The 19742-nt window shown below is 56.4% G+C and carries 24 protein-coding genes; 11 read left to right on the forward strand and 13 right to left on the reverse strand.

The genetic code is table 11. The features are described 5' to 3' along the window. Positions 1-6: 6 nt before the first annotated feature. From guaA to GBK02_RS10645, 3 genes are read left to right on the forward strand one after another with little or no spacing between them, the layout of a single operon-like run. Complete coding sequence (gene guaA / locus GBK02_RS10635) at positions 7-1641, forward strand: glutamine-hydrolyzing GMP synthase (RefSeq protein ID WP_203466647.1); 1635 nt, start codon at positions 7-9, stop codon at positions 1639-1641. Beyond that, the gene (tadA, locus tag GBK02_RS10640) at positions 1638-2153 is read left to right on the forward strand and encodes a tRNA adenosine(34) deaminase TadA (protein ID WP_203466648.1); all 516 of its coding nucleotides are present in this window, start codon (positions 1638-1640) and stop codon (positions 2151-2153) included. Before guaA ends, tadA begins: the two co-directional genes overlap by 4 nt. Next, complete coding sequence (locus GBK02_RS10645; protein WP_203466649.1) at positions 2150-2632, forward strand: L,D-transpeptidase; 483 nt, start codon at positions 2150-2152, stop codon at positions 2630-2632. Before tadA ends, GBK02_RS10645 begins: the two co-directional genes overlap by 4 nt. Here GBK02_RS10645 and GBK02_RS10650 read toward each other — a convergent pair. Together GBK02_RS10650 and GBK02_RS10655 are read right to left on the reverse strand one after the other, a co-directional pair. Further along, positions 2602-3351, reverse strand: a complete 750-nt coding sequence (locus GBK02_RS10650; RefSeq protein WP_203466650.1) for an NRDE family protein — start codon at positions 3349-3351, stop codon at positions 2602-2604. The genes GBK02_RS10645 and GBK02_RS10650 overlap by 31 nt on opposite strands. A 12-nt stretch (positions 3352-3363) precedes the next feature. After that, the gene (locus tag GBK02_RS10655; protein ID WP_203466651.1) at positions 3364-4383 is read right to left on the reverse strand and encodes a folate-binding protein YgfZ; all 1020 of its coding nucleotides are present in this window, start codon (positions 4381-4383) and stop codon (positions 3364-3366) included. Positions 4384-4474: 91 nt separating this feature from the next. Here GBK02_RS10655 and mltG point away from each other — a divergent pair, with 91 nt between their 5' ends. Genes mltG through GBK02_RS10685 form a run of 6 tightly spaced genes read left to right on the forward strand, consistent with a single transcriptional unit; the run spans position 4475 to position 8914 of the window. After that, positions 4475-5470 (forward strand): endolytic transglycosylase MltG, encoded by a 996-nt coding sequence (mltG, locus tag GBK02_RS10660; RefSeq protein ID WP_203466652.1) that lies wholly within the window; start codon positions 4475-4477, stop codon positions 5468-5470. Further along, on the forward strand, positions 5467-6081 hold the full coding sequence (gene tmk / locus GBK02_RS10665) for a dTMP kinase (protein WP_203466653.1): 615 nt from the start codon (positions 5467-5469) through the stop codon (positions 6079-6081). Before mltG ends, tmk begins: the two co-directional genes overlap by 4 nt. Then, entirely contained in the window at positions 6078-7097 is a 1020-nt protein-coding gene (gene holB / locus GBK02_RS10670) for a DNA polymerase III subunit delta' (protein ID WP_203466654.1), read from the forward strand. The genes tmk and holB overlap by 4 nt, the downstream gene beginning before the upstream one ends. 6 nt (positions 7098-7103) lie before the next feature. Beyond that, positions 7104-7466, forward strand: coding sequence for a PilZ domain-containing protein (locus GBK02_RS10675; RefSeq protein WP_203466655.1), 363 nt, complete (start codon positions 7104-7106; stop codon positions 7464-7466). Positions 7467-7475: 9 nt separating this feature from the next. Beyond that, on the forward strand, positions 7476-8258 hold the full coding sequence (locus tag GBK02_RS10680) for a TatD family hydrolase (RefSeq protein ID WP_203466656.1): 783 nt from the start codon (positions 7476-7478) through the stop codon (positions 8256-8258). Next, positions 8255-8914: an ankyrin repeat domain-containing protein gene (locus GBK02_RS10685; protein WP_203466657.1), complete on the forward strand. Its 660-nt coding sequence runs from the start codon at positions 8255-8257 to the stop codon at positions 8912-8914. Before GBK02_RS10680 ends, GBK02_RS10685 begins: the two co-directional genes overlap by 4 nt. 14 nt (positions 8915-8928) lie before the next feature. Here the strand turns inward: GBK02_RS10685 and GBK02_RS10690 are convergent, their stop codons facing one another. The 11 genes from GBK02_RS10690 to GBK02_RS10740 all read right to left on the reverse strand — a co-directional run bounded on the left by GBK02_RS10690 (position 8929) and on the right by GBK02_RS10740 (position 17905). Beyond that, positions 8929-9636 carry a hypothetical protein gene (locus GBK02_RS10690; protein WP_203466658.1) on the reverse strand — a complete coding sequence of 236 codons (708 nt, stop codon included), beginning with the start codon at positions 9634-9636 and terminating at the stop codon, positions 8929-8931. Then, on the reverse strand, positions 9630-10145 hold the full coding sequence (locus GBK02_RS10695) for an RNase H family protein (protein WP_203466659.1): 516 nt from the start codon (positions 10143-10145) through the stop codon (positions 9630-9632). The genes GBK02_RS10690 and GBK02_RS10695 overlap by 7 nt, the downstream gene beginning before the upstream one ends. Positions 10146-10310: 165 nt before the next feature. Further along, the gene (locus GBK02_RS10700) at positions 10311-10916 is read right to left on the reverse strand and encodes a rhodanese-like domain-containing protein (protein ID WP_203466660.1); all 606 of its coding nucleotides are present in this window, start codon (positions 10914-10916) and stop codon (positions 10311-10313) included. Positions 10917-10999: 83 nt separating this feature from the next. Beyond that, positions 11000-12721, reverse strand: coding sequence for a thiosulfohydrolase SoxB (soxB, locus tag GBK02_RS10705; protein ID WP_203466661.1), 1722 nt, complete (start codon positions 12719-12721; stop codon positions 11000-11002). 57 nt (positions 12722-12778) lie between these two features. Then, a complete protein-coding gene (gene soxX / locus GBK02_RS10710) occupies positions 12779-13423 on the reverse strand; it encodes a sulfur oxidation c-type cytochrome SoxX (protein WP_203466662.1) in 645 nt (214 codons plus the stop codon). A gap of 14 nt (positions 13424-13437) precedes the next feature. Next, the gene (gene soxA, locus GBK02_RS10715) at positions 13438-14250 is read right to left on the reverse strand and encodes a sulfur oxidation c-type cytochrome SoxA (RefSeq protein ID WP_203466663.1); all 813 of its coding nucleotides are present in this window, start codon (positions 14248-14250) and stop codon (positions 13438-13440) included. Between the two features lie 69 nt (positions 14251-14319). After that, entirely contained in the window at positions 14320-14631 is a 312-nt protein-coding gene (gene soxZ / locus GBK02_RS10720; protein ID WP_203466664.1) for a thiosulfate oxidation carrier complex protein SoxZ, read from the reverse strand. A gap of 34 nt (positions 14632-14665) precedes the next feature. Continuing rightward, on the reverse strand, positions 14666-15133 hold the full coding sequence (soxY, locus tag GBK02_RS10725) for a thiosulfate oxidation carrier protein SoxY (protein WP_203466665.1): 468 nt from the start codon (positions 15131-15133) through the stop codon (positions 14666-14668). Between the two features lie 23 nt (positions 15134-15156). Beyond that, positions 15157-16206: a c-type cytochrome gene (locus GBK02_RS10730; protein WP_203466666.1), complete on the reverse strand. Its 1050-nt coding sequence runs from the start codon at positions 16204-16206 to the stop codon at positions 15157-15159. After that, positions 16190-17527, reverse strand: a complete 1338-nt coding sequence (soxC, locus tag GBK02_RS10735) for a sulfite dehydrogenase (protein WP_239002974.1) — start codon at positions 17525-17527, stop codon at positions 16190-16192. The genes GBK02_RS10730 and soxC overlap by 17 nt, the downstream gene beginning before the upstream one ends. A gap of 45 nt (positions 17528-17572) precedes the next feature. Next, positions 17573-17905, reverse strand: coding sequence for a helix-turn-helix transcriptional regulator (locus tag GBK02_RS10740; RefSeq protein ID WP_203466668.1), 333 nt, complete (start codon positions 17903-17905; stop codon positions 17573-17575). Positions 17906-18087: 182 nt separating this feature from the next. On the opposite strand from GBK02_RS10740, the gene GBK02_RS10745 reads away from it, so the two are divergent. Then, positions 18088-18393 (forward strand): c-type cytochrome, encoded by a 306-nt coding sequence (locus GBK02_RS10745; RefSeq protein WP_203466669.1) that lies wholly within the window; start codon positions 18088-18090, stop codon positions 18391-18393. A 12-nt stretch (positions 18394-18405) separates the two neighbouring features. Next, positions 18406-19686: an NAD(P)/FAD-dependent oxidoreductase gene (locus GBK02_RS10750; RefSeq protein ID WP_203466670.1), complete on the forward strand. Its 1281-nt coding sequence runs from the start codon at positions 18406-18408 to the stop codon at positions 19684-19686. Positions 19687-19742 lie beyond the last annotated feature (56 nt).

Raw genomic sequence — 19742 nt, forward strand, 5'->3', positions numbered from 1 at the left:
TCTGAAATGGCTCACCAGAAAATCCTCATTCTCGACTTCGGCTCACAAGTCACCCAATTGATCGCCCGTCGCGTGCGCGAAGCCAAGGTGTTCTGCGAAATTCATCCGTACGATGTTTCCGAAGAGTTCATCCGCAGCTATGGCGCACAGGGCATCATCCTGTCCGGCGGCCCGAGCTCGGTGACAGAAGGCGATACGCCGCGCGCACCGGAAGTTGTGTTCAACCTGGGCGTGCCGGTACTCGGCATCTGCTACGGCATGCAGACCATGGCGCAGCAACTGGGCGGCAAGGTGATGACCGCTGAAGCAGCCGGCAAGGCACGCGAGTTTGGTTATTCGGAAGTCCGTGCCCACGGCCATACCGCGCTGTTGAAGGATATCGCTGACTTTACGACGGCCGAAGGCCACGGCATGCTCAAAGTCTGGATGAGTCACGGTGATTCGGTCATGGAACTGCCCGCCGGTTTCAAGACCATGGCTTCGACGCCATCCTGCCCGATCGCCGGCATGGCCGACGAGAGCCGCAAGTTCTACGCCGTCCAGTTCCACCCGGAAGTCACGCACACCGTGCAGGGCCGCGCCATTCTCGAAAGTTTCGTGCATGGCATCTGCGGTTGCGGCACCGACTGGGTCATGGGCGACTACATCGCCGAAGCGGTGGCCGCGATCCGCGCCCAGGTCGGTAGCGACGACGTCATCCTCGGCCTGTCCGGTGGTGTCGATTCCTCCGTTGCCGCCGCGCTCATCCACCGCGCCATCGGCGACCAGCTGACCTGCGTCTTCGTCGATCACGGCCTGCTGCGCCTGAACGAAGGCGACATGGTCATGGACATGTTCGCGCGCAACCTTGGTGTCAAAGTAATTCGCGTTGACGCGGTCGACGCCTTCATGGGCAAGCTTTCCGGCGTTTCCGATCCGGAACAGAAGCGCAAGATCATCGGCAAGGAGTTCGTCGAGGTCTTCCAGGCTGAATCGAAAAAACTGGTTTCCGCCAAATGGCTGGCCCAGGGCACGATCTACCCGGACGTGATCGAATCGGCCGGCAAGGGCAAAAAGGGCGCCCATACCATCAAGAGCCACCACAATGTCGGCGGCCTGCCGGAAGACATGCACCTCAAGCTGCTCGAGCCGCTGCGCGAACTGTTCAAGGATGAAGTGCGCGAACTCGGCGTCGCGCTCGGCCTGCCGCGCGAGATGGTCTATCGCCATCCTTTCCCCGGTCCGGGCCTGGGTGTGCGCATCCTCGGCGAAGTGACGCTGAAGGCGGCACACCTGCTGCAGCGTGCCGATGCGATCTTCATCGACGAACTGCGCGCGACGGTTGCCACCGAACGCGATGTCGCGGCCGGTGCCTGCACCGAAGCCGACATCGGCAAGACCTGGTACGACCTGACCAGCCAGGCTTTTGCCGTTTTCCTGCCGGTCAAGAGCGTCGGCGTGATGGGCGATGGCCGTACCTACGAGAACGTCGTCGCGCTGCGTGCCGTGGTGACCAGCGATTTCATGACTGCGCACTGGGCGCACCTGCCGTATGAACTGCTCGGCAAGGTGTCGAACCGCATCATCAACGAAGTGCGCGGCCTCAACCGCGTCGTGTACGACGTTTCGGGCAAGCCGCCAGCCACCATCGAGTGGGAATGAGCGAAGCGTTCGAGCCTTTCTTCGAGACGGACGTCGCCGAGCCGGTCAACGGTCTCGGCGACGAGTATTTCATGCGCGAGGCGATTTCGCTGGCGCGTGCGGCTGAATGCCTGGGCGAAGTGCCGGTTGGCGCCGTCGTCGTGCGTGATGGCGTAATCGTCGGGCGCGGCTTCAATTCGCCGATTGGTGAAAGCGACCCGACGGCACACGCCGAAATCGCCGCCTTGCGCGATGCAGCACGCGCGCTCGGCAATTACCGCCTGCCCGGTTGCGAGCTTTACGTAACGCTGGAGCCTTGCGCGATGTGCGCCGGCGCCATCATGCACGCCCGCATCAGCCGCGTCATCTACGGCGCGCGCGACGCCAAGACCGGCGTACATGGCAGCGTCGTCGACCTGTTCGGCGTCGAGCGCCTGAATCATCACGCGACGGTCGAAGGTGGGGTTCTGGCAACCGAGTGCAGCAGCATGCTGTCGCAGTTTTTCGCCGGTCGACGCAAGAAAAACGCATGAAACTGCTGGTTTCCGTCGCCCGTCAGCACATGAGCGTCTTTGATGAACATGGCGAATTGATCCGCGAGTATTCGATTTCAACGGCCAAGGCCGGCGTTGGAGAAGTGTCGGGCAGTTACCAGACGCCGCGCGGTCAACATCTGATTCGAGCCAAAATCGGAGCAGGACAGGTAGCCAATACCGTTTTTGTGCGCCGACGCCCGACGGGTGAAATCTGGACCCCGGAACTCTCCGAAGCCTTTCCCGGACGCGACTGGATACTGACCCGAATCCTCTGGCTATCCGGCTGCGAACCTGGCCGCAACCGTTGCGGCAACGTCGATACCATGCGGCGTTACGTCTACATTCACGGTAGCCCTGATAGTGCAGAAATGGGCATCCCCGGATCGCATGGTTGTATTCGCATGCGTAATGTCGATATTGTCGAGTTGTTCGACCTGGTGCCGTGCTACACGCTTGTCGAAATAACAGAAGACTGAAGTACCTGCCCGTTGGGGCCGAAACTACGCTCACTCAAGCGTAAAGAACCATCGATTTTTTGCTGAAGCACGGTCGACGCCCGCGTTCCATAATTTTCCGACTGAACGAATATCGATGAGAGCAGGCGCTCCCAGGCCAGTGGCACCCCCGTATTCGGCAGGCGCGCATCATCGACCTGTTCCCGATCGGCCAACAAATCAAAAAATCGGGTTTCGTCCGGCAAATAGGGCAAGGCATCGGCAAATGCTTGGCGTGCCTTGACCAACTTCGGCCACGGAGTGTCGAGCAAATGGTTGGAAACCCCGTAGATTCCCGGTAACAACCGTTGGGCCTGGGCGTGGCGGTTTGAGCAGTAATACAGGCTATGGCCGTCCGAGACGAAGAGATTGAAGCCCGAAAATTCGCTCATGTCGAGTTGGGCAATATAGTGCTCGGCCGAAATGTCGGACTGCAGAAATAAACGCGTCAGTTCGCCTCTCGAACGCCGCCCCTTGCTCACTCCCGGCTCGCGCACATTGGTCACTGCCGCAAAACGCCCGGACTCAGTCACGCCCAGCCAGGTACCGCCTGCCTCAAGATCCAGGCCGCCAATCACCTGCGGCGTATCCGGCCAACGCGCCGCAAAGGCTGTTGGCCGGGCATAAAACTCGTCGCGATTGGCTGCAACGAGTAGCGGAAACTCGGCATGTGCCTGCCAACCCAGAACAATCAGGCACATATTGGGCCGTTTTTACGGGTTGACCGCGACGGCCTTCACCTCGGGCCCCGTCAAGGCCCCCAGGCGAACATTACCGGCGTAATTCGATTGCACAACGCCCAGCCCCTCATAACCACCAGTCGGGGAGGGGGCTGCAGTCATCACCATGCCGCAAGACTGATCGGGATTGTCCGGCGAGTGCAGCACATCGCCCGCGCTTAAGGCAACCGGGCTGCTCAGGCGATACAGATGGCGCTTGACCTTGCCCAGATATTGGGTCCGGGCAACGATCTCCTGCCCTGGGTAACAGCCCTTGTGAAAACTGACTCCGCCGATTTTTTCGAAATCGGCCATTTGAGGAACAAATTCTTCCTTGGTGGCCAAGGTAACCAGCGGATAGCCGGCCTGGATATCCAGCCAGCGCCAGGCTGGAATGCCTGCCGGTCGAGCCTTGGCTGAGAGTTTTGCCCACAGCGCAGCCGCAGCTGAATCAGGTGCTGCCACAAGGAAACGCTGGGTATCGAGACGAATCACAGTGACACCATCGGTCTGCAAGCTGGTCATGGCTGCATCCGGACAAGGCAGCGCGGCATCTGCCAGCAGTTCGGCAGCAAGAGGGCCGGCCAGGCCAAGCAGAATCGTGCTGTCGGTCAACGAGGCCAATTTGACCTTGGAACGGAGAATGAACATCTGCAGGCGCTTTTGCGCGGCTTCCTGCAAATCGGCTGAAATGGCCAATTGATAGCGCTCTCCATCGCGCCAGGCCAGAAAGCTCGCCTGCATGCGGCCTTTGGCCGTACACCAGCCGCTGTGCTGAACCTGGCCCGCACCGAGATGGTTGATGTCGCTCGTGAACTGGCTGTGCAGGAAGGACTTGGCATCCTCACCGGAAACATCGAGCTGCCCAAGATGGGTGAGCGGAACAAGAATGGTTTGTCCGTCTGCGGCCTGAAGCTCTCCGACGGCATCGCCAAAGCTCAGAAGAATAGGGGAGGACTCAGTGTCGAAAACGCCTGCGGCGGTTTCCAGAAAGCTGCGCCAGGTGGGGTTCATGGGGGCTCCAGTGGGGGTTTGGGATATTATATCGCCCGATTAAGGTGCTCGTTCTACACGGGCAAGACCAGCCTGCTGCAAACGAGTTCCCGTGCGACAACTATTTAGATCATTTTTGCTGCTTTTATTGCTGCTGGGCGCCCTGACCGGGGCTGGCTGGTGGTGGTCAAACCAAGCGCTGAGCCTGCGCTCATCGCCGCTCGATTTCCGTATTACCCCCGGCAGCAGCCTGCGTTCGGCAATCGGTCAGATGCACGAAGCCGGAGTCAGCGTCGAACCAACGCTGCTCGCCCTGCTGGCCCGGATCAACAAGCAGGAAACCGGCATCAAGGCTGGCAGCTACTCGATCAGCCAAGGCATAACGCCGATCCAATTACTCGGTAAACTGACACGCGGCGAGGTAACACAAGGCGAACTGACATTGGTTGAGGGCTGGACCTTCAAGCAGTGGCGCACCCGCCTCGACAAGCACCCGGACCTCGATCACCAGACGCGTGGCCTGACTGAAAGCCAGATCATTGAACGCCTCGGCTTGACAACCACCCAACTCGAAGGCCGGCTGTTTCCCGATACTTATTTGTTCGACAAGCAATCCAGCGACCTGGAACTGATCGCCCGGGCAGCCCGGGCAATGCAACGCAAGCTTGATAGCGAATGGGCTGGGCGGACCTCTGGATTGCCTTACAAAAATGCCGACGAGGCACTCGTCATGGCCTCGATCGTCGAAAAGGAAACGGGCCGGGAAGCAGATCGCTCACTGGTCGCGGCGGTATTCGTCAATCGCCTGCGCAAGGGAATCTTGCTGCAAACAGACCCGACCGTCATCTACGGCATCGGCGAAGCGTTTGATGGCAATCTGCGCAAGCGCGATCTGCAAACGGATACACCGTACAATACCTACACGCGCGCCGGCTTGCCGCCTTCACCCATAGCCATGCCAGGCCTTGCTTCACTGCATGCAGCGCTGCATCCGGCGGCAAGCGACGCTGTTTACTTTGTTGCTCGCGGCGACGGCAGCAGCGAATTTTCACGGACGCTCGACGAACACAATCGGGCCGTCAATAAATATCAGAGAGGTGGGAAGTGAAAGGTAAATTCATCACTTTCGAAGGCATCGATGGTGCCGGCAAAAGCAGTCATGTTGAATGGCTGGCCGACTGGCTGCGCACCCAAGGGAAAACGGTTCATGTCACCCGCGAGCCCGGCGGTACCGAACTCGGCGAAAAGCTGCGCACATTGCTGCTCAACGACCCGATGCACCTCGAAACAGAAACGCTATTAATGTTCGCCGCACGTCGCGAACATCTTGCACGCCTGATCGAACCTGCACTCGCGCGCGGCGAGTGGGTTGTCTGCGACCGTTTCAGCGATGCCACGTATGCCTACCAGGGCGGCGGCAGAGGACTGGATCGTGCCAAATTCCTGGCGCTGGAACACTGGGTTCACGAACATGTGCAACCTGACCTGACCTTGCTGTTCGATCTGCCGCTCGATGTTGCACGTGAACGCATTGCCCGGGCAAGTCGGGTACTCGATCGTTTCGAGCAGGAACGCGCCGATTTTCACGAACGAGTCCGCCAGGCCTATCTCGAGAGGGCCAGCACAAACCCGCTCAGGATTCGCACCATTGACGCCAGCCACAGCCTTGAAGAAATTAAAGTAAAAATTGAGAAAACAGTTCTAGAAGCCTGTTTATGAACATATTAAAACTTCACGAACAAGTCTGGAGCGATCTTCAGGGCAGGCGTCAAAAGCTTCCCCATGCACTACTCCTTGTCGGTCAAAAAGGGATCGGCAAATTTGAACTCGCCAAGCTGTTTGCTGCCAGCCTGCTTTGCGAACAACCGCAGCACACAGGTATTCCGTGTGGCGCCTGTCTCGCGTGCAACTGGTACAGCCAAGGCAACCATCCTGATTTTCGCCTGCTGCAACCCGAAGCGCTCTCGGCGGACCTGGAAGCGGAAGAGGGTAAAAAGAAACCCAGCCAGCAGATCACCATCGACCAGGTTCGGGGCCTTGATGACTTCCTGATTGTCGGCACCCATCGGGCCGGATTGCGTATTGTCGTGGTCAACCCGACAGAAGCAATGAATCGAAACACCGCAAACGCACTTCTCAAAACACTCGAAGAACCTGCGCCAAATACATTGTTTTTATTGGTTTCAAGCGAACCGCTTCGCTTGTTACCAACCATCAGGAGCCGATGCCAGACAATGCCGGTCGCCCTTCCATCAAGCAAGGTTGCGGCACAAGTACTGGCCGACGATGGCATTCCCGATGCAGCGCGCTGGCTGGCCCTGGCAGGAGGTTCGCCCAGCCTGGCAATTGAACTGGCAACATCAGGGCAAGGGGCATGGTTGGAACTGCTGGTCAAACGACTGTCCGCAGGTCGCCATGCTGATCCGTTGGCCATGGCGGCCGAACTGGAAAAAGCAGTCAAGGACAGCAAGGGCAAGCTGCTACTCAAAACCGTAGTTGAAGCACTGCAAAAGTGGCTGATCGATTTGAACCTGGCCAAAAACGGCATGCCGACTCGATATTTTCTACCTCAGCAGGCCACAATGACCGGCTTGGCTGATATGATTCCTGCTGTGCGTTTATTACATTGTTACCGCCACATGATTTCACGCCGCCAGGAAGCCGAGCAGCCGCTGAACGCGCGTCTTTTTCTGGAAGGTATCTTTCTTGACTATCGAGCCCTGTTTGCCAATTGATCAACGATGAGTGAAGTTAAATCCGCTCCGCAACGTCCGAGCGTTCTCTCGCTGAACATCAACTCGAAGTCTGCGCTCTACGCTGCCTACATGCCCCATTTGCGCTGCGGCGGGATTTTCATTCCAACAACGCGCGGTTACAACATTGGTGACGAAGTTTTCATGCTGCTTTCGCTGATGGACGACCCGGCCAAACTGCCGATCGCCGGCACCGTCATCTGGATCACACCGGCAGGCGCCCAAAATGGGCGAGCACAGGGCATCGGCGTGCACTTCAATAATGACGAAAGCGGACAAGAAGCTCGCCGCAAAATTGAAGGCCTGCTCGGCGGCGTCATGCAGTCTGCCCGTCCGACGCACACGCTGTAAACGACCCCGATGCTGGTCGACTCCCACTGTCATCTCGATTTTCCCGACCTGGCCAGCCAAGTGTCGGACATCCTGCAGCGTATGCAGGAAAATGCGGTCGGTTGCGCGGTCTGCATTGGCGTCAATCTTGAGGACTTTCCAAAGGTTCTCGCCCTGGCTGAAGCACATCATCAGTTGTACGCCACGGTTGGCGTCCATCCGGAATACACGGATGTCGAAGAACCCACCGAAGCAGGATTGCTCAAGCTGGCGGCACACCCCAAAGTGATCGGAATCGGTGAAACGGGGCTGGATTACTACTGGCAAAAAGACAAACCGGAATGGCAGCGCGAACGTTTCCGTACGCACATCAGGGCTGCGAAGACCTGCGGCAAACCCCTGATCATCCATACCCGTGAGTCTGCCGCCGACACGCTGCGCCTGATGCGGGAGGAGGGGGCCGATACGGTCGGCGGGGTCATGCATTGCTTTACCGAAAACTGGGATATCGCCCGCGACGCCCTGGATCTCGGATTTCATCTTTCATTTTCCGGGATCGTCACCTTCAAGAACGCCAACATCGTCAAGGAAGTGGCCCAAAAATGCCCCCTTGACCGCATTCTGGTCGAAACCGATTCGCCTTATCTGGCGCCGGCTCCGTATCGCGGCAAGCAAAATCAGCCGGCCTACGTTCGCCACGTGGCAGAAGAAATAGCCCGCTTGCGTTCCATTTCTTCCGAAGCCGTCACCGAAGCAACCAGCAACAATTTCTTTACGCTGTTCAAACATGCCAGCCGGCCGTGGGAATCATGAAAAAACGACTGTTGACCGTAGTATTTGCCGCTTGTTTTCCACTCATCGCCAGTGCCGGCACCTATGATGACCTGATCAGTTCAGCCAAGCTGGGCGACACCAGGGATATCGCCGCACTCGTCAACAAAGGCGCTTCGGTAGACACCACGGATATCGACGGGAACACGCTGCTCATGCTTGCCGCCCGGGATGGTCATAACGAATTGGTCGATTTTCTGATCAAGCAACGCGCCAAGGTCAATGCACGCAATGCTGCCGGTGATACCGCATTGCGCCTGGCAGCCTTTCGTGGACACCTGAAAGCGGCAGAGTTGCTGATTGCCGGCGGCGCGAACGTTAATATGCCGGGCTGGACACCGCTAGCCTACGCAGCTTTCAACGGCCAAACCGAGGTTGCCCGCCTGCTCATCAAGTCCGGCGCCAACATCAATGCCGCCAGCGAAAACGGAACAACGCCGTTGATTGCTGCTGCACGTGGTGGGCATATTGAAATCGTCAAACTCCTCCTGGCCAACAATGCCGAACCCAACAAAACCGTTGAGTCAGGGGAAACGGCGATCGATTTCGCGCTGAAAACCCAAAATACGGATATCGCTGAACTGCTGAGAGGAGTAGGGGGGCATTCCGGGCGCAGCGTAACTATTCAGGTCAAATAAGCAGATCTGTATCTTCAGCGCGTTGCTTTTTTCACCGCGCCATCGCAGCTATTGGCCAGCCGCTCGTATTCTTCCGGCGTATCTATCAGCGCCTGTGCAGCATCGACTCGCTTGATCTCACGTTGGACATAGGGCACCCAACGCTCCTCCAACTCCTGTTGCAGACGCGTTCGTGCCAAGCCAACCGGACCGCGCCAAACATCACCCGTCGCAAACCGGCGGGTAAGCATCTCGCCGACATCCTTCTCAATAGCGGCAATATGGCTTTGGTAGGCCTTCACATGGCGTAATTCATGTTCATAAATTTCCTTGTAGGCACAACTACCTTCGGGAAACTCACGCGCCACATAGACTGTCATGGGGCTGAATCCATAGGTCAGCGTAATTTGCGGGCTGATGCATTCCCAGCGCCCGCTTTGGTCGACATATCCCGGTGTCTGGCTTGAAAACTGAACACTGGCATTGCCACGAGTCAGCCCCAACACAAGACTGCCAGGCTTCATCGATCCCGCGCCAATATTGGTCAATGACCGGTAGCCATACTGGAAATTGAGCGATATTTTTTCTTCAAGACGTTTGATCACGACCGCCGGAGCCGGCAGTTTTTCACACTCATCAGCCAGCAATCCGGCTGGAGAAAATCCGATCGTGACAACAGCTATCCGAACCCATAATCCGGCAAGCGCAAGTAAGCGGATCAAGCGCAGCAGACCATTCAGCATGCGGCATTTCCTGCGTGCAGATCAGCGAGCGTATTGCCTCGGCAATACGAATGGCCTTTGACCCAGCGGAACTCCGCACGACTCAACACCATCTCGATAATCGACAGAGAAAACTCGGCAGGCAGCGCATCCAAGTTTTGAACGCCGTTGGTTTTTGCTTGTTTCAAGGCGTTGACCGCATCAAGGTTATCGCTGAACACCGTCAGCGGACTTTCCGGGCAATGGATCTCGGCCTGAAGCAAGCCGAACAGGACGGCATGCAACTCCAAGGTACTGCTTCCAAGAGCTGGAACCGTGCGAGTTTCGATAATTGGCTCAGCCTCCGGGCTGGAGAACAGTACGGCAGCCAGACCGCCGTGCCGTTGATGACTGGCATCGGTAAAAACAAGCAACTGTCCAGCGTAGAGATGAGCAATACGCTGCGGTAACGGGCCAGCCGACTGATAAATGACGCGTATTTTCTTCTTCGGTTTTCTGCGCGACATTTCAGCCGGATGAAGGTGGATCACAAGATGCCCGAATCTTAAACTGACTTCTTGTTTTGCCGCGTGCAAATCCTTTGGAAGCTTGTCTTTATAACTTCGTATAATTTGTATTATGTAAAATTATTAAAACAAAAAGAAATCAAATTCGATCTTTGATTTCCTCTTGAGCACACCAGTTTGCCATCCGGTCTATTTCGGAAAATACATTTTTGTCTTATCCAGCTTGTAGGACCACGGCAGATTGGTGTTCTTCCAGCCGTTGACCGTACGGCGGTTGGCGGATGGGCCTTCTTTGCCCATGTCGCCTTCAAATCCTTCGGCAATGCTGTAAACCGACGAGAAGCCGCTCATGGCCAACAAGTCAGATGCTTTGGCACTCCGATCACCGGAACGGCAGATCAGAATGATGCGCGATTGTTTGTTGAGTCCTTTATCTGTCAGACGACGTTCAACCTCTTTGGGAAAATCGACATTCGGTTCGAGCACATAAATATTCCGCTTGTCATCCCATTCACCCATGATTTCCTGATGCTCGACGTAAGGAACCAAGGCATCAACGGCGCTCGGCATACCAACATACATGGCTTCTGCACGCGTGCGTATATCCAGAAAAAGCGTGTTTTTTCCTTCCTTCTGAACCATTTCATAGGCTTGCTGCGGTGTCAGGTAAAGCCCCTGTCGGGATTGTTTGACGGTCGGCAGATTGGCCCAGTCGCTTGCGCCCTGCTTCCATTCCTGGGCGTGGGAAACCGTGGCCAGACAAGCCAGCGAAAGAATACAAAGCGTACGTTTCATGAATGTCCCTGAAGATTAAAAGGCTGAGGCGACATGCTAAACAGATGCCACCAGCAGCCGGTTGACTCAGATCAATCGCCCCATCAGACCATTCCCGGATTGTTCACGACGCCTTTAAGTGACGGTAGATTCAAGTGCACTGGCTTGACGGTCTTGATGTCACGAAGATAGGTCGCCACCACATCCCAGATTGGTTCACCAGAATTTTTGGCCTCTTCCGAGACAGGTGCCCAGCCGGCAACTTTATAGATTTTGGCCGGATCTACCGGTTGACCGCGCAACATCATGTTCTGGATTCTGCTGCCCATTTTCCCGGTTGGATCACAGGTATATTGCAGGCCGCCCACGCGAACCATGTCACCGCCCTGCTGGTAATAAGGATCGGGGTTGAACAAGTTGTCGCAAACATCTTCAAGCACGGTCTTGATCATCGCCCCGCTCATGTTGGTGACGGTTGTCCACGGGTAGGTAATTGCCGTCTGGTCCAGGACATGCTCCATCAGGATCGGTTGTCCCGGCAATAATGAGGTTCCCCAGCGAAAACCGGGAGAGAAGGCAATTTCAGCATCTTTTACCTTCATCAGCGCATCAAGAATCAGCTGGTCGAAAGTGCCGTTGAAATTCCCCCGGCGATACAAAGTGCCTTCGGTAATCGCCAGTTTCTCACCCAGTTTAGAAAGATAAGGCGCCCTCGCCTTGTCGATCAGCGCCTGCATTTCCTTGTCCGCTGGCAGCAGATTGGCGAAGACGGGCAGCAATTTGTAACGGAAATCAGCAATTTTTCCGTTTTTGACATCGAAATCGAGCACACCAAGGTACTTCCCATTGGAGCCGGCATTGGTCACCAGCGTCTGGCCGCCGGGGTTCTTCACGACGACTGGCGCCGGCATGCCATCATGGGTGTGGCCGCCCATGATGGCGTCGATGCCGCGCACGCGCGAAGCCATCTTCAAATCGACGTCCATGCCGTTATGCGATAACACGACAACAACCTGGGCTCCGGCAGCACGAGCGGCATCAACCGTTTTCTGCATGTTATCTTCCTGGATGCCGAAGCTCCAATTGGGCGTCTGCCAGCGCGGATTGGCGATCGGTGTATAGGGAAAAGCCTGGCCGATGATTGCCACCGGCACGCCGTTCATGTTCTTCATCACGAATGGCTTGAAAACCGGATCTCCAAAATCAGTCGTTTTGACGTTCTGGGCAACGATATCAATTTGACCGGCGAAATCCTTTTCCTCGATTTCCTTGACCCGCTCCTCGCCATAGGTCGATTCCCAGTGCAGGGTCATCACGTTGACGCCCAACGCCTTGCAGGCATCGACCATGTCCTGGGCATTCGACCACAGGGCGGTGCCGGAACCTTGCCAGGTGTCACCACCATCAAGCAGCAGCGACCCAGGCCGGGTTGCCTTCATGCGCTTGACCAAGGTGGCGAGATGCGCAAAGCCGCCGACCTTGCCATAGGTCTGGGCGGCTTTTTCGAAATTCAGATAAGTGTAGGCATGCGCCTCGATGCTGTTCGGTTTAAAGCCGAAGTGCTTGAGCAAATGGTCCCCAACCAGATGCGGCACTTTGCCGAACTGATCGCCAAAGCCGAGATTGACGTTCGGCTCACGGAAATAGATCGGCAATAGCTGGGCGTGGCAGTCGGTAATGTGCAGCAGGCTGACGTTGCCAAATTTGGGCAGGTCGTACAACTTGGCCGCGCCCTTCTCGGCCAGGGCGAAATCACTGTGCAGGCTCATGCCACCGGCCGCAGCGACGGCCATGACCTGCAGGAACTCCCGACGATTCATGCTCATTTTCTTATCCTTGAAAAACGCCCGGCCGAAGTACCGGCCAGGCTAACGACACAAGTCTCAGTCTTTATTGACCGGCGATTCCGGATCAACCAGGAAAGCCACGAGGTGAGTGATCTGCTCCGGTGTCAGCCAGCTGTGCAGGCCGAAACGGGGCATGTTGGTACAAGCCGTGAACGAGTTCGAGTTGTATATTTTGTCGTAGGCGTATTTGACGATTTCGTCGGAGGTGCCGCGCAGTTTGCTGAAATGGTGCAGGCTCGGGCCTATCGTCCCGTAGGCCACTTCTTTCTTGGCCAACGCATGGCAAGCGTAGCAATTCCCGCCTCGCACACGGTCAGCAGGATCAGGCTGGATAAAACCAATGTGCCCGCCGGTACCGACGGCTGCCAGCTTTTCGCCCTCTTTCCAGTCGCCAATCAACTTGCCATCGACCGGGTAGCGAATTGTGGCTTTGTTGAGTTTCTCAAGCTTCTCGCCGATTTTTCGAGGCGGATTATCGCGATACTCACCACAGGTTTTCATCGTTTCATCCTGCACCAGGCGCGTCATCCAGTATTTTGGATTGTCGGCCCGGAACGAACCCAGGAACATCCGCTCAGCCTCCCCGGCATGCTTGCCCCCAGGAGCATCCGCTGGACTGCCAGCAAAAACGGGGGTGACTGCTGCGGTCAACAAGGAAAAAATGGCAATTTTCAATTTCATGGTCATCTCCCTTTTCAACGCTTGATGCCCGGCGTTTCCATGACCGTGCCAGTCGCCGTTTTTTGCAGATAGGTTTCCAGGGCGATGACCGAATCAGCCAGATAATTGGGCTCCGGCCAGCGAGCCTGACGCATGCAGTCGATCAGCCGACGCTGCATGGTCCACACCGCCCCCTGGGAGACGCGATAGGATGGCCATGTCTTCATTGCCGTGCCGGCGCCTTCCTGGGTGGTCAGGTTGCCGAGTTCCTGCAATCGAATACGCTTGCCTTCCTGACCATGGCAGATTGCGCAGGAAAAATCCTGCGGCCCGGCGCGACGGTAAAAAATATACTCGCCCATCTTGGCCATCTTTGCTTCAGCGGGATGCATGGCAGGGGCATTGATCGGCTTGCCATTCGATTTTGCCCCGATGAAAGTCACTAGCGCCTCGATATCCGACTCAGTCCCCGGCTTTGAATACCAGTTTCTTGTCACCTCCTCCTGCTTGAATCCTTGCAAGGTGACCATGCAATGCACCAGACGGGATTCGACGTCCATCACCTTGTTGGTATCCTTGAAATACTTGGGCAACTGGGCATAAGCACCATCCAGCTTGCCTGGACCAAGGCCCATGTCGCATTGTTCGAGCGAAGCATTCCTTGGCCCGCGCTTTTCGGACCACAAGCCCTCGCCTTTCACTTCGAGCAAATCAGCCGGATTGCCATCGGCCAGCGCTTCACGATATTTGGCCAGTTCATCGGCAACTCTGTCCTGGGCCATCAGCGGCCCCGAAAAACAGGCAGAAAGTGCCACTCCAACCGAATAAGCAAGTAATCGACGGATCATTTTCACTCCTCCGTGGGGATAAAACGGGCAGCTACGGTCTACGCCGTTTAGCTGCCATTTTTGCTGCAATCAGTTGATCGCTGCCTCATCTGTCCGGCTATCGCCCTTGTTGTCCTTCCAGGAAACAACAATCTTGTCGCCCTTGGCGCCGCCCTTGAACTTGAATGCCATGTACGGATTTTTGGATACGGATGGGCCAAACTCACTGGACAGCACGACCTTGTCGTTATGCTTGGCCGTCAGTTCGGTAATGAACCAGGCCGGCACAATGGCCCCGGCGGCATCCTTGCGCTGGCCGGTTTCCATTTCGTGGCTGATCAGTACCTTGACTTCGGTCACGCCATCCTTGTTGGCGGCGCGGATTTTCATTGGATTTGCCATATCGATCTCCTAAATTTTTAAATGTCGTTACCGATCAGCCGCCGCAGCCGCCCAGGGTGACCTTGATTTCCTTGGTCGCCATGAAGAACTTGCCATCCGATTTGACCAGGGCATAGATGTTCGACGTCTGGCCCATCTTGACGCGGGTCTGGACATTGGCTTCGGTGCCTTCCGGCAGATTGAAGCTGGCGGCCAGCGCATTCGGGTTCTTTTCGATCAGGATGGCAACCATGGTCACGTTGGGCAGCGTGGACGCCACGCCAACCGGTACGACAGCACCGTTTTCGGCAATATCCGGGCCGGTCACCTGGACATCCTTGCTATCGGCCGGCGCACCGGCACCCAGCGCCTTCAGCGTATCGGCCATGCTCTTGGCGTCAAAAGCCGCCTTGTTCCAGTCAGCCAGAGCCATGCCCGGAGTGATGATGCCTGCGGCGGCGAGAATGCTCATCAGGGCAGCGCCCGAACCAGCCTTCAATACATTGCGACGTTGCTTGTTCATAACTTCTCCTCTCAGAAATTGATTTACTTCGCGCCGGACAGAATCCACTTGACCAGTGTCTTCAAGTCCTCATCCTTCAGGTGCCCATTCGGCGGCATCGGGACCGCCCCCCAGACGCCCTGCCCGCCAGCCTTGACCTTGGCCACCAGGCGATCCTCTGCATCGGGCTGGTCCTTGTAGCGGGCCAGCACTTCGTTGTAGCCAGGACCAACGATCTTGTTATTGACGCCATGGCAGGCCATGCAGCCGTTCTTGGTCGCTATTTCCATCGCCGGATTGGCCGCCGGTTTGGTTGTCGCTGCCGGCGAACCAAGCGTGCGGGTGCCACGCACCGGGCCGAAGGAGCGGTATTGATCGGCCAGTTCGCCGTGGGCTGTGCGGGCATAATCCGGCAAGGTGGAACCGATCAGCACGTCGCTCTTGCAGTTCTTCATGCAGGCCGTGTTCTTGACGTCCGGCGTGCCGCCGTTGCCGATACCGCCTTTTTGGGCCGAAGCACCCGGCCACATGCCGTGGTCGGTCGTCATGCCGTTACGGTTGGGCAGCAGCTTTTGCACATCGCCCATATTCTTGTCGGACAACTCGAAATCGCCGGGGACGATTTCCTGCAAATTCAGCAAGTAAGCCAGGATGGCGTAGACATCGTCCGGTTTCAGCGACTTCGGTGCCGTCCAGGGCATGGCGCGCTGGATATAGTCGAAAACGGTTGAAATGGTAGCCACCTTGGTAAACGTCGTACGCTGCGGCAACTCACCGGAAGACAGCCCCTTGACCCGGCCGGTCTTGATATCGTCCTTGGTCGTGCCGCCGGCCAGCGGCGTGAATACCTCGTTCGACTCACCGAACGAACCATGGCACGAAGCACATTTTTCTTCGAAAACCTCCTGGCCGCGCTCGACATTACCCTTGCCCTTCGGCAAGCCCTTGAAGTCTGGGCGTACGTCGATGTCCCAAGCCTTGACTTCAGCCGGCGTCGCCTGGCGCCCGACTCCCTTGAAGTTATCGAAAGGCAATGCTGCGGTCGACACCCCGAAAATGGCTAAAACGAGAACCGATTTAGAGAACCTGGACATTGGTGACCTCCCCGCTTTCAATGACTTTCCAGGACTGGATGGCGTTGTTGTGATAAATCGACTTGGTCCCGCGTACCTTGCGAAGCTGGCCATAACTCGGCTGGACATAGCCGGTTTCATCGATTGCCCGCGACTGCAAGATCGCCGGTTTACCATCCCACACCCAGTTGATGTTGAAGCGGGTCAGCGCCTTGTTTTGCACCGGACCTTCGATCCGTGCGGTCTGCCAGTTGATGCCGCCATCGAAAGAAACATCAACCTGCTTGATGCGACCGCGGCCCGACCAGGCCAGACCGGTGACGTTGTAGAACCCCTTGTCGAGCAGCGTCTGACCGCCCGATGGCGAGGTAATCACCGACTTGGCTTCCTGGATGGAACTGTACTGACGATGCAGGCCATTCGGCTGCAGGTCGATGTAATGCACAGCTTCATCCTTGGTCGCATACGGCTTGTCACCGACTTCGATGCGACGCAGCCATTTGACCCAGGAAACCCCCTGAACGCCAGGCACGATGAGGCGCAGCGGATAACCGTTTTCCGGCCGCAGCATTTCACCATTCTGACCATAAGCAACGAAAACCTCACCGGACTCGACCATTTCCATCGGAATGGTCCGCGTCATCGACGAGCCATCGGCGCCTTCGGCCAGCACATAGCGGGCTTTCTTGTAATCGACGCCACAGTCTTCGAGCAGCAGTTTGAGCGGCACCCCGGTAAACTCTGAACAGGACAGCATGCCATGGGTGTATTGCACGGTCGGAACGGCAACATTGCCCCACTCCAACCCGGTATTCGCGCCGCATTCGATAAAGTGAATGCGCGATACCGAAGGCAGGCGCATCAGTTCATCCATCGTGTAAACCTTGGGCTTTTTCAGCAGCGAATCATCAGAACCATTGATCATCAGGCGATGCCGGGCCGGATCGACATCCTGCCAGCCCTGGTGATGGCGCTCAAAATGCAGTCCAGACGGTGTAATGATGCCAAACAGCCCTTGTAGCGGTGCAAATGAAACCGAAGCACCGCCCACTCGTGCCAATCCGGGAGACTCACGACGCAGAAGCTGGCTTTCAAATTTCGACGGCATGCCATAAGGATTGGTTGCTACCGGTTTGCCAAGAGTCGTGGACCATTCCGGCAGCTCCAGGATATTGCGATCCCCTTCGCTGGCCGCACGCGCCGCCAGCGGCATGGCCAGGGTTGCCCCTGCAGCCATAAAACTTTTGCGCAGAAAATCACGTCGCCCCGCAGCCACAGCCTTGACCTGCGCCTCCGACAGAAAGTTTTCCGGGGCATGCTTCAGGCGCCCAGGTTGTTTCACTATATCGACCATAGAGTTGATCCCCCTCCGTTTATTGAATTTGAATTACCGCTTGTTGCGGCTGCTCAATCCCATCTGTTCGCCCAGGTCCCGACTTGCCACCGTGATGCTGACCGTCCGGCAAATATCAACAAAATTTGGATCGATCACGCGGTACAGAACTGAACTTCCTTCCCGCCGCCGTTCAACCACGCCGGCGCGATAAAGAATGTTCAGGTGGCGAGAAATGTTGGCTTGCGTCAGACCGATTTTTTCAACGACTTCGTGAACCGGCCGCTCCTCCATGCAAAGACAGGAAAGGATGCGCAGACGCGTCGGATCGGCCAGCAATCCAAAGTAATGCGCCACCTGTTCGTAGACCTGAAGAGCTTCGTCCATGCCGTTTTTTTGATTTAGATTAACAATCAATGTATAACTGCATACTTATATAGTCAACTACTAATATGTTGCGATGTAGCATGCAATTTGGGCTAAAGGGCTTTACCCTTGAGCCTGTGCTGATCCAGAAAAACAAAAATCGGCTATAAACCCTGTCACCATCACTCAGAGGAGATGTCTCGATGAAACTGCTATCTACCGCCGCTGCGGTGTGCCTGATTGCCACAAGTAGCGTGGCATACGCTGCTGATCCCAACCTTGGTCGCAATCTGGCTGCCACCTGTGCAAATTGTCATGGCACCAACGGCAACGCAGTCAAGGGCGCCGGACTGGATTCTCTGGCCGGCATCCCCAAAGACAAGACTCTCCAGAAACTGGCTGATTTCAAGAATGGCGACAAACCCGCATCGATCATGCACCAGATTTCCAAGGGTTACACCGACGAGCAACTGGACCTGATTGCCACCTATTTCGCCGCACAAAAATAAGGGGAGAACAAAATGATGCTGATGAAACGACGTGATTTCCTGAAAATGGGGGCAGCAGCCAGCGCGATGGCCTCGATGTACGGCTGCGGCGCCATGGGTGGCAAGGCAAACGGTCATGTAGTCGTGGTAGGTGGGGGCTATGGCGGTGCAACTGTCGCCAAGTATCTGCGCATGTGGAGCGAGGGCGGCGTGCACGTCACGCTGATCGAACGTAATCCGACGTTTATTTCATGCCCGATTTCCAATCTGGTCATCGGTGGCACAAAAACGATGGAAGACATCACCGTCAGTTACGAAAACCTCAAAAGCAAATGGGGCGTACGTGTCGTCCAGGATGAGGTTCTCGCGGTCGACGCGGCAAAACGCACGGTTTCGCTCAAATCCGGCGCCTCCCTGAATTACGATCGCCTCGTACTCTCACCGGGGGTCGATTTCATGTGTGATGAAATCCCCGGCCTCAAAGGCGCGGATGCTCAAGCCCAAATTCTGCATGCCTGGAAAGCTGGCCCGCAGACAGTTGCCCTGCGCAAACAGCTGGAATCGATGAAAGATGGCGGCACCTACGCCATCTCCATTCCCAAAGCACCCTACCGTTGCCCGCCCGGCCCCTACGAGCGCGCTTGCCTGGTTGCCGATTATTTCAAAAAGAACAAACCCAAATCAAAGGTTGTCATTCTTGACGCCAATGAGGACGTCATGTCCAAAAAGGCCCTGTTCACCAAGGCCTGGGGCGATCTCTACAAAGGCATGATCGAGTATCGCAACAACAGTGAGGTGAAAGACGTTGAAGTGGCCAGCAACACCGCAATCCTTGAATTCGACAAGTTCAAGGCGGATGTGCTGAACGTCATCCCACCGCACCGTGCTGGCGATATCGCCCACAAATCAGGCATCAAGCTGATCAACAATCGCTGGGTCGATATCAACTGGCTGAGCATGGAGTCCACCAGTACGCCAGGAATTCATGTCCTGGGTGATGCCATCTTCCCTGCCCCAACGATGCCGAAATCCGGCCACATGGCAAATCAACACGGCAAGCTGGCTGCTGCAGCCATCCTTAACCTGATGGCCGGGTTGGAACCTAATCCGGCCCCCGTGGTGATGAATACCTGCTACAGCTTCGTCGATGCCAAAAACGTGATTCACGTTGCATCCGTGCACCAGTACGACGCTGCGACCAAGACCGTGCAACCAGTCAAGGGAGCCGGTGGAGTCTCTGCGGCACGCAACGAACTGGAAGGCAAGGTTGCCATGGGTTGGGCAAAAAATATCTGGGCTGACATGCTGACCTGAACGCGGGTCGCAGCCATTGAAAAAGGCCGCAAATGCGGCCTTTTTTGTCGACTGTC

It is taken from the genome of Dechloromonas sp. TW-R-39-2 (genome assembly GCF_016864195.1).
Taxonomy (GTDB): domain Bacteria; phylum Pseudomonadota; class Gammaproteobacteria; order Burkholderiales; family Rhodocyclaceae; genus Azonexus.

What these genes read in the sequence shown, in the direction of transcription:
- GBK02_RS10730 (WP_203466666.1), bottom strand. Translation starts at nt 16,206, where the DNA reads ATGTCCAGGTTCTCTAAATCGGTTCTCGTTTTAGCCATTTTCGGGGTG.
- soxY (WP_203466665.1), bottom strand. Translation starts at nt 15,133, where the DNA reads ATGAACAAGCAACGTCGCAATGTATTGAAGGCTGGTTCGGGCGCTGCC.
- holB (WP_203466654.1), top strand. Translation starts at nt 6,078, where the DNA reads ATGAACATATTAAAACTTCACGAACAAGTCTGGAGCGATCTTCAGGGC.
- soxB (WP_203466661.1), bottom strand. Translation starts at nt 12,721, where the DNA reads ATGAGCATGAATCGTCGGGAGTTCCTGCAGGTCATGGCCGTCGCTGCG.
- GBK02_RS10650 (WP_203466650.1), bottom strand. Translation starts at nt 3,351, where the DNA reads ATGTGCCTGATTGTTCTGGGTTGGCAGGCACATGCCGAGTTTCCGCTA.
- GBK02_RS10685 (WP_203466657.1), top strand. Translation starts at nt 8,255, where the DNA reads ATGAAAAAACGACTGTTGACCGTAGTATTTGCCGCTTGTTTTCCACTC.
- GBK02_RS10655 (WP_203466651.1), bottom strand. Translation starts at nt 4,383, where the DNA reads ATGAACCCCACCTGGCGCAGCTTTCTGGAAACCGCCGCAGGCGTTTTC.
- GBK02_RS10740 (WP_203466668.1), bottom strand. Translation starts at nt 17,905, where the DNA reads ATGGACGAAGCTCTTCAGGTCTACGAACAGGTGGCGCATTACTTTGGA.
- GBK02_RS10745 (WP_203466669.1), top strand. Translation starts at nt 18,088, where the DNA reads ATGAAACTGCTATCTACCGCCGCTGCGGTGTGCCTGATTGCCACAAGT.
- tadA (WP_203466648.1), top strand. Translation starts at nt 1,638, where the DNA reads ATGAGCGAAGCGTTCGAGCCTTTCTTCGAGACGGACGTCGCCGAGCCG.
- GBK02_RS10680 (WP_203466656.1), top strand. Translation starts at nt 7,476, where the DNA reads ATGCTGGTCGACTCCCACTGTCATCTCGATTTTCCCGACCTGGCCAGC.
- GBK02_RS10700 (WP_203466660.1), bottom strand. Translation starts at nt 10,916, where the DNA reads ATGAAACGTACGCTTTGTATTCTTTCGCTGGCTTGTCTGGCCACGGTT.
- GBK02_RS10750 (WP_203466670.1), top strand. Translation starts at nt 18,406, where the DNA reads ATGATGCTGATGAAACGACGTGATTTCCTGAAAATGGGGGCAGCAGCC.
- guaA (WP_203466647.1), top strand. Translation starts at nt 7, where the DNA reads ATGGCTCACCAGAAAATCCTCATTCTCGACTTCGGCTCACAAGTCACC.
- soxX (WP_203466662.1), bottom strand. Translation starts at nt 13,423, where the DNA reads ATGAAATTGAAAATTGCCATTTTTTCCTTGTTGACCGCAGCAGTCACC.
- GBK02_RS10675 (WP_203466655.1), top strand. Translation starts at nt 7,104, where the DNA reads ATGAGTGAAGTTAAATCCGCTCCGCAACGTCCGAGCGTTCTCTCGCTG.
- GBK02_RS10690 (WP_203466658.1), bottom strand. Translation starts at nt 9,636, where the DNA reads ATGCTGAATGGTCTGCTGCGCTTGATCCGCTTACTTGCGCTTGCCGGA.
- soxZ (WP_203466664.1), bottom strand. Translation starts at nt 14,631, where the DNA reads ATGGCAAATCCAATGAAAATCCGCGCCGCCAACAAGGATGGCGTGACC.
- soxA (WP_203466663.1), bottom strand. Translation starts at nt 14,250, where the DNA reads ATGATCCGTCGATTACTTGCTTATTCGGTTGGAGTGGCACTTTCTGCC.
- GBK02_RS10645 (WP_203466649.1), top strand. Translation starts at nt 2,150, where the DNA reads ATGAAACTGCTGGTTTCCGTCGCCCGTCAGCACATGAGCGTCTTTGAT.